The following is a 16,265-nucleotide window of genomic DNA, read 5'->3' as shown; positions in this document are numbered from 1 at the left end:
GATTGGCGCTGAAAAAAATTCCTTTTTTGTGCGAAGCGATGCGCTCAGTGGCGCGCGTCGATTGGCTAACCCAAAGCCGTATCGAGAAACATCATCACGCCGAACCCAAGCATCAAGCCAAGCGTGGCAGGGGTTTCATGGCCGTTGCGGTGCGTTTCGGGAATCACTTCGTGGGAAACCACGAAAATCATCGCGCCCGCCGCCAGGCCCATCGCGACGGGAAAACCCAAGGCGAAACTATTAGTGATGCCCAAACCGATGATCGCGCCTAACGGCTCCATCAATCCCGAAGCGGCGGCAATCAACGCTGCGCGCACTGCGGAAATGCCGGTCACCCGCAACGCCAAAGCCACGGCCAGACCTTCGGGAATGTCCTGAATGGCGATGGCGGTGGTCAGTGGCAGGCCGATTTTCATGTCGCCGGTGGCGAAGCTGACGCCGATCGCCATGCCTTCGGGCAAGTTGTGCAAAGTGATCGCCAGAACAAACAACCAGACCCGATTGAAGCGCTTCGCCTCAGGGCCGCGCCGCCCGCTCTTTTCATGTTCGTGCGGGACGAAGCGGTCGAGGCCGACCATCAATGCAACGCCCAAAGCCATGCCGGCAACCACGACGGCTGCGGCGAGCATGGGACTGCTCACCGCCTCCTTCGCCGCCGCGATCCCCGGCAGGATCAGTGAAAAGGAACTGGCCGCCAACATCATCCCCGCCGCGAATCCCAGCATGGTGTCTTGGGTTCGCGAGGTAATCGCGCGCAACGCCAATGCCAGCAATGCACCGACTGCCGTAGCGGCAAAACCCGACAGCCCGCCAAGGCTGGCGAGGCGCAAGGTATCGCGGCCTGTGCTGACCAGACCGGTGTAGCCGCTGATCAGCAGCAACACGGTGACACCGACCAGCGTCAGCCAGAAAATGCGTCCTCCCCAGCCCGTACGCGACAGGCTTACGAACCAGGCGCGTACGGGGGCAGCGAACGAAGATGACGGTAGCGCCATGTAAATTCCTCAGGTTCAGGTGGCCGGTGCGAACGGCGTGGTTTCATCCAGCTGCGCCAGCGGAACATCGCTGCCACCCGGGGTCAGAATCACCTTGCGGCATTCTTCCTGTTTCTTATTGAAGATCTTGTAGCCCTCGGCCGCCTGTTCCAGCGACAGCCTGTGGGTGATGATCGCTTCGGGCTGCAACTTGCCGGTTTCGATGTAGCCGAGCAGCTCGGGCAGAAAGCGCTGCACGTGAGTCTGGCCCATTTTGAAGGTCAGGCCCTTGTCGAAGGCATCGCCGAACATGAAGCCATGGATGAACCCGGCATAAACGCCCGGAACACTGACCACACCGCCACGCCGTACGGCGGCGATGCACTGGCGCAAGGCCTTGCCACTGCTGCCTTCGAGCTTGAGTGTAGCCATGACGGTTTCGGTGGTGCTGCCCTTGGCTTCAAGGCCCACGGCATCGACCACCGCATCCACGCCGCGATGGCCCGCAGTCTGACTGATGATGGTGTCGGCCGGGTCGTCGTCCTCATCGAAGTTGATCGGAATCACGCCATAGGTGCGCTGGGCATAATCGAGGCGGTACTGGTGGTGATCGACCATGAAGATCTGCTCCGCACCAAGCATTCTGGCGCAGGCGGCGGTGAGCAGACCGACCGGTCCGGCACCGTAGATCGCCAGACTCGAACCCTGGACGACGCCGGCATTGATCACTGCTTGCCAGGCGGTCGGCAGGATGTCGGAGAGAAACAGCACTTTTTCATCCGATAGCGTGCCCGGCACCTTGAACGGCCCGGTATTGGCTTTCGGTACGCGCACCAGTTCCGCCTGGCCGCCGGGAATCCCGCCATACAGACGGCTATAGCCGAACAGCGCTGCCGGTGGTGGAATCATTTTCTTGTTCAGCGCCGCGCCAGGGCCCTCGTTGGTCGTCTCGCAAGCGGCGTAAAGCTCCTGCTGGCAGAAGAAGCAATCGCCACAGGCGATCACGAACGGAATTACTACACGATCGCCGCGCTGCACGGCCGTGACGGCAGAACCGGTTTCTTCGACGATACCCATGAACTCGTGGCCGAAGATATCGCCGTGTTCGACGGTGGGTATCTTGCCTCGGTACAGGTGCAGATCCGACCCGCAGATGGCGGTGGCGGTGACGCGCAGGATGATGTCGTCGGCGGCTTCAAGTTTCGGGTCCGGTACGGTTTCGACGCGCACATCATGAGCGCCGTGATAGGTCATTGCTCGCATGGCTTGGTCCTCACTCGATTGAACGAAATGGCTGCTGCTCCACTTTCCGAAGAGCAAATGGCCGCGTGAGTTCATTCGGGTTTTCGAGATTTTGATCAGCGGATATTCCGCGTCCGCCTGACGAGCCGACGCAGATCCCGGTTTGCCTGCCATATAACTGCCGTCTGAGTTATGCGACAATGCGCGCCAATGTCCAACAAGAACCCCGTACTCGTCGCTCAGCAGCTTGCCTTCGAAGGCCCCAGTTGCGGACGGCTTATGCGCGTTGGCTCAACTCAAGCACAGACTGGGGGGAGCTGGAAAAGCTCCAGATTGGTACTCAAGTTTGTACCAGGCACCACAGGCCAGCTCTAACCCATTGATAGGTAAGGTAATTGATCTCCACAGCTAACATCACGATGCAGTTTGGCGCCAAGCCGCTGTTCGAAAACGTTTCGGTCAAATTCGGCGCAGGCAATCGCTACGGCCTGATCGGTGCCAACGGTTGCGGCAAGTCGACCTTCATGAAAATCCTCGGCGGCGATCTCGATCCGTCCGGTGGCCAGGTCATGCTCGAGCCGAACGTGCGTCTGGGTAAGCTGCGCCAGGATCAGTTCGCCTACGAAGAATTCACCGTGATCGACACCGTGATCATGGGTCACGAAGAGCTGTGGAAGGTCAAGGCCGAGCGCGATCGCATCTACTCGCTGGCTGAAATGTCCGAAGAAGACGGCATGGCCGTCGCCGAGCTGGAAACCGAGTTCGCCGAGATGGACGGCTACACCGCCGAATCCCGTGCCGGCGAATTGTTGCTGGGTCTGGGCATTCCGCTGGAACAGCATTTCGGCCCGATGAGCGAAGTTTCGCCAGGCTGGAAACTGCGCGTGTTGCTGGCGCAGGCACTGTTCTCCGATCCGGAAGTGCTGTTGCTCGACGAACCGACCAACCACCTGGACATCAACACTATTCGCTGGTTGGAAAACATCCTGACCCAGCGCAACAGCCTGATGATCATCATCTCCCACGACCGTCACTTCCTGAACAGCGTGTGCACGCACATGGCTGACCTGGATTACGGCGAGCTGCGTCTGTTCCCGGGCAACTATGACGAGTACATGACCGTGGCGACCCAGTCCCGCGAGCAACTGCTGTCGGACAACGCCAAGAAGAAAGCGCAGATTTCCGAACTGCAATCGTTCGTCAGCCGCTTCTCGGCCAACGCCTCGAAAGCCAAGCAGGCCACCTCCCGCGCCAAAGCGATCGACAAGATCCAGCTGGCCGAGGTCAAGCCTTCGAGCCGTGTCAGCCCGTTCATTCGTTTCGAACAGAACAAGAAGCTGCACCGTCAGGCGGTCATGGTCGAGAAAATGGCCAAGGGTTTCGATGGCAAGCCACTGTTCAAGGACTTCAGCTTCCAGGTTGAAGCCGGCGAGCGCGTTGCGATCATCGGTCCGAACGGTATCGGCAAGACCACCCTGCTGCGCACCCTGGTCAACGAACTGACCCCGGACGCCGGTAGCGTGAAATGGACCGACGCCGCTGAACTGGGCTACTACGCTCAGGATCACGCTCACGATTTTGAAGACGACGTCACGCTGTTCGACTGGATGGGTCAGTGGACCCAGGGCGAGCAGATGATTCGTGGCACCCTGGGCCGCATGCTGTTCTCCAACGACGAGATCCTCAAGTCGGTCAAGGTCATCTCCGGTGGTGAGCAAGGTCGCATGCTGTTCGGCAAGCTGATCCTGCAAAAGCCGAACGTGCTGATCATGGACGAACCGACCAACCACCTGGACATGGAGTCGATCGAGGCGCTGAACCTGGCGCTGGAAAACTACCCGGGCACGCTGATCTTCGTCAGCCACGACCGTGAGTTCGTATCGTCCCTGGCCACCCGCATCATCGAGCTGAGCCCGAACGGCGTGACCGACTTCAGCGGCACTTACGACGACTACCTGCGTAGCCAAGGCGTAGTGTTTTAAAGCAGCTGCGAGTTTCTAGCTACAAGCTGCAAGATAGAAGCCCTGTCCATGTGACGGGGCTTTTTGCATTCGGCGTTTGGGAATTGTTGTTGCGCAGATATTCGCGAGCAAGCTCGCTCCCACAGGGGAATGCATTTCAAATGTGGGAGCGAGCCTGCTCGCGAAGGGGCCGTGAGCAACGCCATCAATCCCTGTAGGAGCTGCCGAAGGCTGCGATGTTTTGATCGTTAGCCTGCTTTCTTTTATCCCAGCCCCGCGCCATGATGTCGGCAACTCTCCCACCGCCGCCCGCGAACGAGTGCTCATGTCTGCGCAGCCACTGCCACCGCAAAGCTCCCTGGCGATCACCCTGCAGATCGTCTCCATCGTGTTCTATACCTTCATCGCCTTTCTCTGCATCGGGTTGCCGATCGCGGTGTTGCCCGGTTATGTCCACGAGCAACTGGGTTTCAGCGCGATCATCGCCGGCCTGGTGATCGGTTCGCAGTATCTGGCCACGCTGCTGAGCCGGCCAATGGCCGGGCGCATGTCGGACACGCTCGGCACCAAGCGGGCGATCATTTATGGCTTGTGGGGGATTGTCCTCAGTGGCGCGCTGACGTTGCTGTCGACCTTGCTGCAGAGCTTTCCGCTGACCAGCCTGTTGATCCTGATCGCCGGGCGCCTGCTGCTGGGTATCGCTCAAGGCTTGATCGGTGTCGGCACCATCAGTTGGTGCATGGGCCAGGTCGGTGTCGAGCACACGGCCAAATCCATCGGCTGGAACGGCATCGCTTCCTATGGTGCGATTGCCATTGGCGCTCCGCTGGGCGTGGTGATGGTTGCTGAATATGGCTTTGTCAGCCTGGGTATCGCACTGTCGGCGTTGGCCGCGGGTGCGTTGTGGTTGATCCGCAACAAGCCTTCGGTGCCGGTGATTCGTGGTGAGCGTCTGTCGTTCTGGGCCGTGTTCGGCAAGATCGCGCCGTACGGCACCAGCCTGACCCTCGCGTCGATCGGCTACGGCACGCTGACCACCTTCATCACGTTGTATTACCTCAACCGCGGCTGGACCGGCGCGGCCTATTGCCTGACCGTGTTTGGCGTGTGTTTCATTCTGTCGCGGCTGCTGTTTATCTCGGCGATCGCCCGGTTTGGCGGGTTCGCCTCGGCCATCGCCTGCATGACGGTTGAAACCGTGGGGCTGGTAATGTTGTGGCTGGCGCCGTCCACCGCGTACGCGCTGATTGGCGCCGGGCTGGCAGGGTTTGGGCTGTCGCTGGTGTATCCAGCGCTGGGCGTTGAAGCGATCAAGCAAGTGCCGAGCTCCAGTCGCGGCTCAGGACTGGGGGCTTATGCGGTGTTCTTCGATCTGGCCTTGGCGATCGCCGGGCCACTGATGGGCGCGGTGGCGTTGAATCTGGGGTATTCGTGGATTTTCTTTAGCGCGGCGCTGTTGTCGGTGACCGGGTTGGGCCTGACCCTGGTCCTCAAGCGCCGCACGACCTCCTGAAACCACCCATCCCTTGTAGGAGCTGACGAGTGAAACGAGGCTGCGATCTGTTGATTTTGCTTTCAAGATCAAGATCAAAAGATCGCAGCCTCGTTGCACTCGTCAGCTCCTACAGGGATATGTGGAGGCACACAGATCATTGATCCGCCGTCTGCATCCCCGCCCTGGTCGATTTGCCCAGCGCATGGGCGAAAAACCGTCCGGCCTCTGAAATCAGGTTGCGGTGAATATCCTCGCGATCCACCCCGTCAGCATCGGTACACAACGCCGGCATGGCGCGGATCTGCTCTTCGGTGCATGGCGCCATGAACACGAAGTGCCCTGCCCCGGCCAACAGTTTGAAGTCCGGCGCAGTGGGCAGTTTGCGCGCCAGGGCGGCGGCGTTTTTGTCGAAAGCGACCAGTTTGTCGCCGTCGCCGCTGTAGAGCAGCACCGGCACGTGCACATCAGCAAGAGTATGGCGGCCGAATTTCAGGCTCAGCGGCGCCATCAGCAATAACGCATGCACGCGGGGATCGGCCACCGGCTGCAGATCATCGCGATCGACAATCAGCTCGCCCTGAGTGTTGCAGGCGTCATGATCATCCGGGCGCTCTTGGCAATAGCGGCGCAGGCGATCGAGATCCGGTTGCGCCCCGGATAGAATCAACGCGGTCTCGCCACCCGCCGAATAACCGATGACTCCGACCTGATCAGCGTTGACGAACGGCGCCAGCATGCTGTCGCCGAGGGTCGCGGTGATCGCTTGGGAAATCTGGATCGGTCGCCCGTAAAGATTGCTCAACGTGCCAAGACGGCTGTGGTCGCGCCAGTTATCGCCGGGATGAATCACCGCCACCACGACAAAACCCTTGCGCGCCAGCGACGTCGCCAGATCATGCAGCGCCAGCGGCGTGCCGGTATTGCCGTGGGAGAGCATCAGCATCGGAAAGCGGCCGATCGCAACTTTGGTGTCTTCACCGGCCTCCACCGAATAACCCTCGAGCAAACTCATGTGCTCGCGATCACCGGAAGGGTAAAAAGCGATGGCGCGCATCGGTTGCAGATCAAGCGGGTCGAGGAAGGTCATCTCGTGATAACCGACGCTCCAGACAGGGTGGCGGCCCGGTGCAGCCTGCACTGAATTCAGGCCGCTCAGCAGGCAAATCAGCAACATTGCACAAAGATGCCTCATGGATGCCCCACCCTGTTGGACTACATCGTCGGATGTGCTGAAACTGCATAACCCGGGCCAGATTATGTAACAGCCTGAAACAAAAAACTCCGTATTCGGCCCTTGCGGAACCAGAATACAGAGTTTTTCGGGTATTACCTGAACATCAGCTGTTCTTTACGCACGCCTTACGCGGCGGCGAACAGTTGCTCGCTGATTTTTGCTTGTGCAGCGCTCATGGCGTTGTTACGCACTTCTTCGCCATAGGCCAGACCTTCAGCGCGAACAATTTCAATGTCGGTGATGCCGAGGAAGCCCAATACCAGCTTCAGATATTCTTCGTGAGCGATGCCGCTGGCCTGACCGGCGTGGATGCCGCCGGAAGTCGATACGATCACCACTTTCTTGCCACCGCACAGACCTTCCGGGCCTGCTTCGGTGTAGCGGAACGTCTGGCCGGCCACGGCAACGCGGTCGATCCACGCTTTGAGCTGGGTCGGCACGGTGAAGTTGTACATCGGCGCGGCGATGACCACGGCATCGGCAGCGATGAATTCGGCCAGGGTCGAAGCGCTCAATTCGGCTTCGTGCTGTTGCGCTGCATCGCGCAGTTCGGCAGTGGTGCCGGCGGCAACCAGTGTGGTCGACGAGAAGTGGCTGATCGCGTCAGCGGCCAGGTCGCGGTAGGTGACCACGGCGCTCGGCTCGGCGGCTTGCCAGGCGTCGACGACCTGACGGCTCAACTGACGGGAAGCCGAGTTGTCGCCGAGAATGCTCGAATCGATGTGCAACAGTTTCATGTGGGTGCTCCTGGAAAGAATCGCCGGTGGCGACGGAATGGAGACAATCCTACGCAACAAACCAATAGCTGATTAGTCGCCGACAATGCGATAGTTCGTCCCACTGATAGAACAACCGGAAACCCACATGCAGGACCTCAACGATCTCTACTATTTCGCCAAAGTGGTCGAAGCCGGTGGATTTGCCGCCGCCGGGCGCCTGCTCGGCATTCCCAAGTCGCGGTTGTCACGACGCATTGCCGAACTGGAAGAACGTCTTGGCGCGCGTCTGCTGCAACGCACCACTCGTCAACTGAACCTCACTGCCGTCGGCGAACGCTATTTGCGCCACTGTCAGGCAATGTTGCTGGAAGCGGAAATGGCTGATGAAGCCGTGGCGAGCATGTCCAGCGAGCCGCGCGGGCGCTTGCGAGTGTCGTGCCCCACCGGGCTTGCCCATGAAATGCTGCCGACGGTAATTAGCGACTTTCTCGGCAAGTTTCCGCAGGTGCAGTTGGAGGTCGTGCTGCTTAACCGCCGAGTGGATCTGGTCACCGAAGGCATCGATGTCGCTTTGCGCGTGCGCGATCACGGCGATGAAGATCCGTTGCTGGTCACCCGGCGCTTGCGTCAGGCCCAGGCGGTGGTCATAGCCAGCCCGGCTTTCATGCAGGGCAAGACCATCAATCATCCGCAGGACCTGAAGAACCTGCCGGTGCTCGGCGCGCTGGAAGCCGATCGCATGGTGCATGTGCGTCTGCTTGATCAGCAGGGTAAAAGTGTCGATCTGAGCATGGAAGCGCGGTTGGGCATCGATGACTTTGTCGTGCGCAAAGCCTGCGTGCTGGCCGGTAAGGGATTTACCGTGTTGCCGATGATGTTCTGCGAAACCGAATTGCGCAACGGCACGCTGGTGCAGGTGCTGCCGGAATGGTCGTTGCCTGGCGGCTGGTTGCAGGCGGTGTATCCGCACCGCCGCGGGGTGATGCCAGCGGTGCGCGCATGGATCGATCACTTGGTCGAATCGTTCAATGCCTGCGGGGATAGATTTCTATGAAACAAGGAAAAATGAGCGAAGCCGAGGTTGCCGGGTTTTGTCTGGCCCTGCCGGGCGCGCGGGAAGATTACAAATGGGGCGGCGTGCGGGTGTTCTTGATTGCCGGCAACAAGATGTTTGCCTTGCAGGGGCTGCGTGGTGATTCGCTGGCGTTCAAGGTCGACAAGGATCTGTTCCTCGGCCATTGCGACCGCCCCGGCATTCATCCGGCGCCGTATCTGGCGCGGGCGCAGTGGATCATCATGCACCCGCCCTACCCGCTGGGCGCCGAGGAGTTGCAGGGGCTGTTGCGGCGATCGCATCAACTGGTGGTGAGCAAGTTGCCGAAGAAGACCCAAATCGGCCTGAAGCTGTAAACCGATCCCGTGTAGGAGCTGCCGAAGGCTGCGATCTTTTGGGACGCAGAGCGTCCCCGGCTGCATTCCCCCGCAGAGCGTTGGAACGATCAAGATCAAAAGATCGCAGCCTTCGGCAGCTCCTACAGGGGGATGTGTGTTCTTTAGAACACGGTTAGCAGGTTCGATCCGAGGAAAATCTGGTCAATCCAGAACACCTGATGCAGCAGCACGATCACCCAGAACAGGATCTGAAACGAGACCTTGCGCGTCTTGTGTCGAAATACCTGCTGGGCGACCAAGGCGCCCGGCCAGCCGCCCGCCAGTTCCACCGCATGCAGGATGTTTTCCGGGGTGCGCCAGGCATCGGCGCGGGCCTTGCGTTTGTCTGCCCAGTACAGGAAGAACGCCAACACACTGACAATCCCGTACGCCGCCAACGGCACCCGCGAAATGCCAGTCAGCCACATCGACATGGAGCCGAACAACGGCAGCGCGCAGACGATCAGCAGCACCAGCAGTTTCAACTTCACATGCTGAAGGCGACCGCCCGAAGGCCGTCCTTGCGGGCGGTGCGCGCGCGAATCATTCATGCCTTCGCCGCCGACCAGTCCACCCAGCCGAACTGCCAGGTCGCCAGAATGAACAGACCGAACGCGATCCGGTACCAGGCAAACGCTGCGTAGCTGTGGCTGCCGATGAACTTGAGCAAACCGCGTACGGCGATCATGGCGAAGATAAACGCTGTGACGAAGCCGATGGCGAACACCGGGAAATCCGCCGGCACGAACAGGTCGCGGTATTTGTAGCCGGAATACACTGCCGCACCGACCATGGTGGGCATGGCGAGGAAGAACGAAAATTCCGTGGCGGTCTTGCGTGACAGGCCGAACAGCAGCCCGCCAATGATGGTCGAGCCGGAGCGCGAGGTTCCGGGAATCATTGCCAGGCACTGTGCGAAGCCGATTTTCAGGGCATCGGTCCAGCGGATCTCGTCAACGGTTTCGGCATGCACTTCGTGCTGGCGCCGTTCGGCCCACAACATGATGATCCCGCCAATTACCAGCGCAGCGGCCACGGTAATCGGGTTGAACAGGTATTCGTGAATCAGGTCGGCAAAGATCACCCCGAGCACCACCGCTGGCAAAAACGCGATCAGCAGGTTGACGGTAAAACGCCGTGCGCTCGGCTGGGTTGGCAGGCCGATCACCACGTCGAGAATCTTGCGGCGAAACTCCCAGACTACCGCGAGGATCGCGCCGAGCTGGATGATAATGTTGAATGCCATGGCCCGTTCGCCGCCGAAGTTCAGCAAGTCGGCAACGATGATCTGGTGTCCGGTACTCGAAATGGGCAAAAACTCCGTCAGCCCTTCTACAACTCCTAGTATCAGTGCCTGCAAGGCAGTCCAAAGATCCATCAATCCCCCAGAGAGCGATGCACGCGGGCATGCCCCGATAGTATTTTTTCGTTCACTGCGTTCAGCGTAGCCGGTAAAAGCTGTAGCGATTGCGCGCGCACAGGATCCACACGAAACGGTAAAAATTCCGTGAAATTTCAAAACCGGATTCAGGTTTTCGCGCGCGGGGCCGAAATCCTAACAGACAAGCCTCAATAGCGCGCAGCGCGTTGGATGGCTTTGCCTGGCGCAGTCCCGAGCACTCAGCTGTGGCTGGATGCTGGCGATCGTTTATTACAAGAACAAGAATCCGGAGTGACAGCGTTATGAACAGCTTGCGCAGTGTGTCGATCAGCCGACGCTTGTGGCTCATCTTGATTGTGGCGGTGGTCATGTTGCTGACCTTGGGCGTGCTGATGCTCAAGCAGATTCACGACGACCTCTACCACGCCAAGGCGCAGAAAACCCAGCATGTGGTGCAGACCGCCAGCGGCCTGCTCACGTATTACCAAGGTCTGGAGACCGCCGGCACCCTGACCAGGGACGCGGCGCAAAAGCAGGCGCTGACCGCGATCCGTGGTCTGCGCTATGACCAGAACGATTACTTCTGGATCAACGACCTCACGCCTGTGATGGTCATGCACCCGACCAACCCCAAACTCGAAGGCCAGAACCTCTCGGCGATCCGTGACCCGGACGGCTTTGCGGTGTTCAACGAGATGGTTGCCATCGCCAAGGCCAAAGGCGCGGGCATGGTCAATTATCGTTGGCCGAAACCGGGCGCGACTGATCCCGTTGCCAAGACTTCTTATGTGAAACTGTTTGAACCGTGGGGCTGGGTGATTGGTTCCGGCGTCTACGTAGACGATGTGCAGGCCGAATTCCAGGAACAGATGATCAAGGCTTCGGTAATCGGTCTGGCGATTGCGCTGATCATGGCGCTGCTGGTGATTCTGATCGCCCGCAGTATCGTCCGTCCGTTGCAGGAAACCGTGAACGCCATGGCCAACATTGCCAGTGGCGAAAGCGACCTGACCCGCAGCCTCGATACCCATGGCAAGGATGAGGTCACTGAACTGGCGCATCACTTCAATGCCTTCACCGCCAAGTTGCGCCGGGTGATTGGGGACTTGCAGGTGTCGGCGAGCGCTCTGGGCCAGTCTTCCAGTGAACTGGGCAACGATGCCTCGCAGGCACAGCAGCGCAGTCAGCAGCAATCGCAGCAGATGGAATTGGTGGCCACGGCGATCAATGAAGTCACCTACGGCGTGCAGGACGTCGCGAAAAATGCCGAACACGCCGCCGCGGAAATGCGCGATGCCGAAGCGCAGGCGCAACAGGGGCAGATCAACATTGACGGCAGCCTGCAACAGATCGACAAACTCTCCGGCACGATCGACCAGGCGGTCGAAGTGATTCGCACCCTGGCGGCGGAGAGCACGCAGATCGGCAGCGTGCTGGAAGTGATTCGCTCGATTGCCGAGCAGACCAACCTGTTGGCGCTCAACGCGGCAATTGAAGCGGCGCGCGCGGGCGAACAGGGTCGCGGGTTTGCCGTGGTGGCCGATGAGGTGCGCTTGCTGGCCCAGCGTACGCAGAAGTCGACGGCGGAAATTCAGTCGATGATCGAGCGCCTGCAGAATCATTCGGAGGCTGCGGTGAAGGTGATCGGTGACAGCAGCAAGGCGTCGCAACTGACCATTGAACAGGCGGGACTGGCGGGTGCAAGTCTTAATGCGATCGGCCAGGCGTTGCGCAATCTGAACGGACTGAATGCCTCGATCGCCAGCGCCACGTTGCAACAGGCGCATGTGGTTGAGGACATCAACCAGAACGTCACCCAGGCGGCCGGGCTTTCACATAGCACCGCGTTGGCGGCTGAGCAGTCGAGCGCGGCAAGCTTGCGCCTTGGGCAGCTGAGCGAACAGCTCAACGGGTTGCTGCGCCAGTTCCGGGTCTGACCCATCACCGCGGTGAGCCCACCCCTCACCCCAGCCCTCTCCCCCAGGAGAGGGAGCCGACCGAGGTGTCTGGCGTCATACATCGACCTGAGCAATCAAGTCGATTATGGATTCAACGAAGATCGTTCAAACCGGCGCAGCTCCAAAGCATCCCCCAATCAGTCCCCTCTCCCTCCGGGAGAGGGTTAGGGCGAGGGGCTGTTGATCTTCGTCGTCTCTGCGTTCGACGCGATATTCCACGTCGGCGTACCTCGACCAAACACCTCGGTCAGTCCCCTCTCCCTCTGGGAGAGGGTTAGTGTGAGGGGCTTTTGATCTGACTAATGCAGTACAATCCGCCCCCTTCTTTCATTCCCCCAAGGATCCCCCATGTCCGGGCTTGAACTGTTCGCCGCTGCCCTCGGTGTCATCGCCGTGTGGCTGACGGTCAAACAGAATCCCTGGTGCTGGCCGATCGGGCTGGTCATGGTGTTGCTCTACAGTTGGATCTTCTTTGAGGTGAAGCTGTATTCGGACATGTTGCTGCAGGTGATCTACGCGGCGCTGCAAATCTATGGCTGGTGGCAATGGACCCGCGCCGGGACGATGCATGACGGTCGCGAAGTCACCCGCCTCGACACGAGGTCGATCGTACTCGGGCTCGCTGTCGGTGCGATTGGCAGCGTGTTGCTGGGCGCGGCGATGGCACACTGGACCGATGCCGCCCAGCCGTGGCTCGACGCGGCGCTCACCGGCTTCAGTCTGGTCGCGCAACTATGGATGGCGCAAAAACGCCTGCAATGCTGGGCGCTGTGGTTTGTCCTGGATGTGATTTTTGTTGGCCTGTTCATCTATAAGGGCCTGTACCTGACTGCCGGGCTCTATGCGCTGTTTACCCTGCTCGCCGTGCAAGGCTGGCGCGAGTGGCGCGCCGATCCGGCGTTGCGCACATGAAAGTCGTTGTCCTTACCGGCCCGGAATCCACCGGCAAGAGCTGGCTGGCGGCGGGGTTGGAGCAGCGTTTCGGCGGCGTGCGCGTTGACGAATATGTGCGCCGGTTCATCGAGGAAAATCCCCGCGACACTTGCTTGGCGGATATTCCTGATATCGCCCGAGGCCAGTTGCAATGGGAAGATCAGGCGCGGGCGAAACAGCCCGCGCTGCTGATCCTCGACACTCATCTGCTGAGCAACATCCTCTGGAGTCAGACCCTGTTTGGCGACTGCCCGGTCTGGCTGGAAAAGGCATTGCTCGCGCGCCACTACGACCTGCACCTTTTGCTGTCGCCGCAACAGGTCGACTGGGCCGAAGACGGCCAGCGCTGCCAACCGGCTCTGGAAGATCGCATGACCTTCTTCGAAGCAACCCGCGTCTGGCTGATCCAGCATAAACAGCCGCTGCAAGTTATCGAAGGCAATTGGGCCGAGCGCCAGACGCAAGCCTTTGCGGCGGTCGAGCGTTTGCTGTCCAACTGAGCCCCTTACGCTGGGCATACAGGTCAAATCTGTCCGTTTTTGAAACACTCCTGACCGCGCAAAGCCCCCGTCCAAACGCTGTTCATCACTCCGTCACGTGACCTGTTACGCCGATGAAACACATCGGCGCAAACCCCTGTGCCAGAGCTATGTAATGCCAGTCGCCAGTCCTGCATCCCTTAGTGTGTCTCAGCGGTGAAACAGTGCGCGCTGACACCCAATCCTTCAGAACAGCTAAACAATTGAAATAACAAGACAATCCAAATACGGCACAGCTTTCGCTCTCTCCTTCACAACGCTGAACAACCCAGCCCACTGAAGAAGGAATTGCAGCCGTGGGGAATTTCAATAAAAGCCTGACCTGCCTCCTGCTGATCGGATCAGCCGTCAGCGCATTGATCAGCGTCAGCGTGCAGGCCGAAGGCAATGGCGTGATCGTCCTCAACCGCGACGTTCAGCCCATCCCGATCGGCCGCAATGGCGGCAAAGACCCCTACCCGACCACGGTCAACGCCAACCCTTCGGCGCGGATCAACCAGACCCTCAGCAGCACTGAACTCAGCGACGGCGACTTCGCCAATGTCGCCAGCGGCTCGTCGATTCGCGGCAACATGACCGCGCCGAGTTCCAACCTGCCTGGCATGAACACCCTGACCAACCAGAACGGCCTGCCCGGTATGCGCACTGGCAGCGGCGGTGGCTCTGGCGCTTCGATTTCCAACACCGTCAACCGGGCGATGAGCACCGGGCTGGCGCCTCTGACTCGCATGGCCGGAGGCCAATGACATGAATCGCACCCTGCTGCTTCTCGCCCTGCTCGGCTGCACCAGCGCCATGGCCGATCCGGCTTCAGTCAACCAGGCGAATATCCAGAATTCCGGTGCCCAGTATCGCGGCAACTTCAACGTCAACCAGGCCGCCGGTGACCAGATGCAGCAAGCCAACACCAAAGCGATCGCCATCGGCACCGAGTCCCACGCCACCACCAGCGTCAGGCAGAACATCGACACGCCCGCCAGCCGCGCCATCGACGCCAGCGCGAACATCGGCGGCAACTCTTTCAGCAATGGCAACGGCATCCTCGGTGTGAACCAGGGCGCCGGTGCCAACAATCAAATGGCCAACGTCACGCGCGTCAGCATCAGTGCCGGCCCGCAGAGCGTTGACGACAGCGCCCTGTCGCAACAGAACGTGGCGTTTTTACCGAGCTCAGGAGCAACTGGTACCTCACCCGGCAGTCGCCAGGTCACGACAAGTGATCAGGCCTTCACCGGCAGCCGCGGGGTAATCCAGGTGAACCAGAGTGCCGGGGTGGGGAACCGCATGGCTAACACCCTGAGCATCCGGGTCGCTGACTGACCCAAACAAAGTGCAATTGGAAAAGTAACAACACTTAACCCAACTAATAAGCACGACGGAGAAACAACCATGAAACCTACAATGGCTCTCAAACCACTGGTTTTCGCACTCGCAGCAGTGATGGCAATGGCAGCACAGGCTGGCGGCCGTGGTGACAACAACGGTCATGGTAACGGGCACGGCAATGGTCACGGCCAGCCACAAGGTCCGAATCTTGAACAACTGCTGCAGATCACCGCAGGCGCCGGCGCCGCTGTACTCGACGCGCAAAACAGCGACGGCAACGTGGTGAAAAACCAGGGCACCCTGAACAACGCCAATGCCAGCGACTCGCTCAACGGCTCCAACGGCAACATGGGCGCCAACGTTGCGGCCGGCGACGGCAACCAGCAGGACAACGCGGCTGCACTGGCCACCGCTGACGAAAGCTTCATCTTCGGCAACGCTGTTGCAGCCTCGAGCGCGACTCAGGTGAACAACAACAACTATGTTAAAAACTCGTCCACTTTCAACAACGCCACGCTCAACAATGCCGGCAACAACGGTTCTGGCAACATCGGTATCAACGTGAGCTCGGGCAACTTCAACCAACAGAAAAACAACCTCGCCATCGCCGTTTCCGGCGGTCGCGTAGCCACCGCCGCTGCCTCTGCCAACCAGTCCTCGACTGGCCTGGTCGTGGAAAACAAAGGCGTGCAGGCGTACAAAACCGACACCCTTACCGGTACTTATGCAGCTGCCGGTACATTCAAAGCCAAAGGCACCGCGACCATCGAAGACGACAACCATGGCGGTTGGGGTAACCGTGGCGGCGGCCACGGCGGCAACGATGATCAGAAAGCCAAGTTCGAAGCCGTGGGCAGTTTTGGTCTCGCTGGCGTCACCACCCAACAAGTGTTGACCAAAGATGGCTGGAAAACCCCAGTCGTCAACAACGCCAACATGACCAACTCGATGAACAACTTCTCCGGCAACGGTGGAGCCAACGTCTCGGCTGGTGTGGGCAACCAACAAAGCAACTCGCTGTCCATCGCCGCAGGTTGCAAAGCCTGCATGTAATCGCGATCGAAACGAAAGC

17 protein-coding genes are annotated in these 16,265 nt (G+C 59.8%); 10 read left to right on the top strand and 7 right to left on the bottom strand.

What is annotated here, in order from left to right; translation table 11 throughout:
• Positions 1-65: 65 nt before the first annotated feature.
• Together AC0Z4S_RS03145 and AC0Z4S_RS03140 are read right to left on the bottom strand one after the other, a co-directional pair.
• A complete protein-coding gene (locus tag AC0Z4S_RS03145) occupies positions 66-995 on the bottom strand; it encodes a ZIP family metal transporter (RefSeq protein WP_212616307.1) in 930 nt (309 codons plus the stop codon).
• A 15-nt stretch (positions 996-1,010) separates the two neighbouring features.
• The gene (locus AC0Z4S_RS03140) at positions 1,011-2,237 is read right to left on the bottom strand and encodes a zinc-dependent alcohol dehydrogenase (RefSeq protein ID WP_329514423.1); all 1,227 of its coding nucleotides are present in this window, start codon (positions 2,235-2,237) and stop codon (positions 1,011-1,013) included.
• A gap of 374 nt (positions 2,238-2,611) precedes the next feature.
• On the opposite strand from AC0Z4S_RS03140, the gene AC0Z4S_RS03135 reads away from it, so the two are divergent.
• The gene (locus AC0Z4S_RS03135; protein WP_016774693.1) at positions 2,612-4,198 is read left to right on the top strand and encodes an ABC-F family ATPase; all 1,587 of its coding nucleotides are present in this window, start codon (positions 2,612-2,614) and stop codon (positions 4,196-4,198) included.
• Between the two features lie 304 nt (positions 4,199-4,502).
• On the top strand, positions 4,503-5,690 hold the full coding sequence (locus AC0Z4S_RS03130; RefSeq protein WP_485621995.1) for an MFS transporter: 1,188 nt from the start codon (positions 4,503-4,505) through the stop codon (positions 5,688-5,690).
• A 136-nt stretch (positions 5,691-5,826) separates the two neighbouring features.
• Here the strand turns inward: AC0Z4S_RS03130 and AC0Z4S_RS03125 are convergent, their stop codons facing one another.
• Positions 5,827-6,864: an alpha/beta hydrolase family protein gene (locus tag AC0Z4S_RS03125; protein ID WP_485621994.1), complete on the bottom strand. Its 1,038-nt coding sequence runs from the start codon at positions 6,862-6,864 to the stop codon at positions 5,827-5,829.
• Positions 6,865-7,031: 167 nt separating this feature from the next.
• Positions 7,032-7,643, bottom strand: coding sequence for an FMN-dependent NADH-azoreductase (locus AC0Z4S_RS03120; RefSeq protein WP_016774691.1), 612 nt, complete (start codon positions 7,641-7,643; stop codon positions 7,032-7,034).
• 127 nt (positions 7,644-7,770) lie between these two features.
• On the opposite strand from AC0Z4S_RS03120, the gene AC0Z4S_RS03115 reads away from it, so the two are divergent.
• Both AC0Z4S_RS03115 and AC0Z4S_RS03110 read left to right on the top strand, forming a co-directional pair.
• Positions 7,771-8,679, top strand: coding sequence for a LysR substrate-binding domain-containing protein (locus AC0Z4S_RS03115; protein ID WP_485621993.1), 909 nt, complete (start codon positions 7,771-7,773; stop codon positions 8,677-8,679).
• Positions 8,676-9,035 (top strand): MmcQ/YjbR family DNA-binding protein, encoded by a 360-nt coding sequence (locus AC0Z4S_RS03110; RefSeq protein WP_485621992.1) that lies wholly within the window; start codon positions 8,676-8,678, stop codon positions 9,033-9,035. The genes AC0Z4S_RS03115 and AC0Z4S_RS03110 overlap by 4 nt, the downstream gene beginning before the upstream one ends.
• 143 nt (positions 9,036-9,178) lie before the next feature.
• Here the strand turns inward: AC0Z4S_RS03110 and AC0Z4S_RS03105 are convergent, their stop codons facing one another.
• The 3 genes from AC0Z4S_RS03105 to AC0Z4S_RS03095 form a co-directional block, all read right to left on the bottom strand.
• Entirely contained in the window at positions 9,179-9,607 is a 429-nt protein-coding gene (locus AC0Z4S_RS03105) for a DUF1294 domain-containing protein (protein WP_485621991.1), read from the bottom strand.
• A complete protein-coding gene (locus tag AC0Z4S_RS03100) occupies positions 9,604-10,434 on the bottom strand; it encodes an undecaprenyl-diphosphate phosphatase (protein ID WP_253501712.1) in 831 nt (276 codons plus the stop codon). The genes AC0Z4S_RS03105 and AC0Z4S_RS03100 overlap by 4 nt, the downstream gene beginning before the upstream one ends.
• A 61-nt stretch (positions 10,435-10,495) precedes the next feature.
• Complete coding sequence (locus AC0Z4S_RS03095; protein WP_253505360.1) at positions 10,496-10,807, bottom strand: hypothetical protein; 312 nt, start codon at positions 10,805-10,807, stop codon at positions 10,496-10,498.
• On the opposite strand from AC0Z4S_RS03095, the gene AC0Z4S_RS03090 reads away from it, so the two are divergent.
• From AC0Z4S_RS03090 to AC0Z4S_RS03065, 6 genes are all read left to right on the top strand, one after another.
• Positions 10,740-12,374 (top strand): methyl-accepting chemotaxis protein, encoded by a 1,635-nt coding sequence (locus AC0Z4S_RS03090; RefSeq protein ID WP_064362263.1) that lies wholly within the window; start codon positions 10,740-10,742, stop codon positions 12,372-12,374. The genes AC0Z4S_RS03095 and AC0Z4S_RS03090 overlap by 68 nt on opposite strands.
• Before the next feature lie 369 nt (positions 12,375-12,743).
• Positions 12,744-13,307 carry a nicotinamide riboside transporter PnuC gene (gene pnuC, locus AC0Z4S_RS03085; protein ID WP_485621990.1) on the top strand — a complete coding sequence of 188 codons (564 nt, stop codon included), beginning with the start codon at positions 12,744-12,746 and terminating at the stop codon, positions 13,305-13,307.
• Positions 13,304-13,828 (top strand): AAA family ATPase, encoded by a 525-nt coding sequence (locus AC0Z4S_RS03080; protein WP_485621989.1) that lies wholly within the window; start codon positions 13,304-13,306, stop codon positions 13,826-13,828. The genes pnuC and AC0Z4S_RS03080 overlap by 4 nt, the downstream gene beginning before the upstream one ends.
• Before the next feature lie 335 nt (positions 13,829-14,163).
• The gene (locus tag AC0Z4S_RS03075) at positions 14,164-14,613 is read left to right on the top strand and encodes a hypothetical protein (RefSeq protein ID WP_253501700.1); all 450 of its coding nucleotides are present in this window, start codon (positions 14,164-14,166) and stop codon (positions 14,611-14,613) included.
• Between the two features lies 1 nt (position 14,614).
• Positions 14,615-15,187 carry an adhesin gene (locus AC0Z4S_RS03070; protein ID WP_253501697.1) on the top strand — a complete coding sequence of 191 codons (573 nt, stop codon included), beginning with the start codon at positions 14,615-14,617 and terminating at the stop codon, positions 15,185-15,187.
• A 69-nt stretch (positions 15,188-15,256) separates the two neighbouring features.
• The gene (locus AC0Z4S_RS03065; protein ID WP_253501694.1) at positions 15,257-16,246 is read left to right on the top strand and encodes a heme utilization protein; all 990 of its coding nucleotides are present in this window, start codon (positions 15,257-15,259) and stop codon (positions 16,244-16,246) included.
• The last annotated feature ends 19 nt before the right edge of the window (positions 16,247-16,265 follow it).

The sequence above is a fragment of the Pseudomonas sp. 1L-B-1-E-C1 genome, from assembly GCF_057291835.1.
This window is presented reverse-complemented; position numbering and strand designations above follow the sequence as displayed.

Coding starts and splice junctions, on each gene's coding strand:
- AC0Z4S_RS03105 (WP_485621991.1), bottom strand. CDS start 9,607: ATGAATGATTCGCGCGCGCACCGCCCGCAAGGACGGCCTTCGGGCGGT.
- AC0Z4S_RS03120 (WP_016774691.1), bottom strand. CDS start 7,643: ATGAAACTGTTGCACATCGATTCGAGCATTCTCGGCGACAACTCGGCT.
- AC0Z4S_RS03100 (WP_253501712.1), bottom strand. CDS start 10,434: ATGGATCTTTGGACTGCCTTGCAGGCACTGATACTAGGAGTTGTAGAA.
- AC0Z4S_RS03070 (WP_253501697.1), top strand. CDS start 14,615: ATGAATCGCACCCTGCTGCTTCTCGCCCTGCTCGGCTGCACCAGCGCC.
- AC0Z4S_RS03090 (WP_064362263.1), top strand. CDS start 10,740: ATGAACAGCTTGCGCAGTGTGTCGATCAGCCGACGCTTGTGGCTCATC.
- AC0Z4S_RS03125 (WP_485621994.1), bottom strand. CDS start 6,864: ATGAGGCATCTTTGTGCAATGTTGCTGATTTGCCTGCTGAGCGGCCTG.
- AC0Z4S_RS03080 (WP_485621989.1), top strand. CDS start 13,304: ATGAAAGTCGTTGTCCTTACCGGCCCGGAATCCACCGGCAAGAGCTGG.
- AC0Z4S_RS03115 (WP_485621993.1), top strand. CDS start 7,771: ATGCAGGACCTCAACGATCTCTACTATTTCGCCAAAGTGGTCGAAGCC.
- pnuC (WP_485621990.1), top strand. CDS start 12,744: ATGTCCGGGCTTGAACTGTTCGCCGCTGCCCTCGGTGTCATCGCCGTG.
- AC0Z4S_RS03110 (WP_485621992.1), top strand. CDS start 8,676: ATGAAACAAGGAAAAATGAGCGAAGCCGAGGTTGCCGGGTTTTGTCTG.
- AC0Z4S_RS03130 (WP_485621995.1), top strand. CDS start 4,503: ATGTCTGCGCAGCCACTGCCACCGCAAAGCTCCCTGGCGATCACCCTG.
- AC0Z4S_RS03095 (WP_253505360.1), bottom strand. CDS start 10,807: ATGACCACCGCCACAATCAAGATGAGCCACAAGCGTCGGCTGATCGAC.
- AC0Z4S_RS03140 (WP_329514423.1), bottom strand. CDS start 2,237: ATGCGAGCAATGACCTATCACGGCGCTCATGATGTGCGCGTCGAAACC.
- AC0Z4S_RS03065 (WP_253501694.1), top strand. CDS start 15,257: ATGAAACCTACAATGGCTCTCAAACCACTGGTTTTCGCACTCGCAGCA.
- AC0Z4S_RS03145 (WP_212616307.1), bottom strand. CDS start 995: ATGGCGCTACCGTCATCTTCGTTCGCTGCCCCCGTACGCGCCTGGTTC.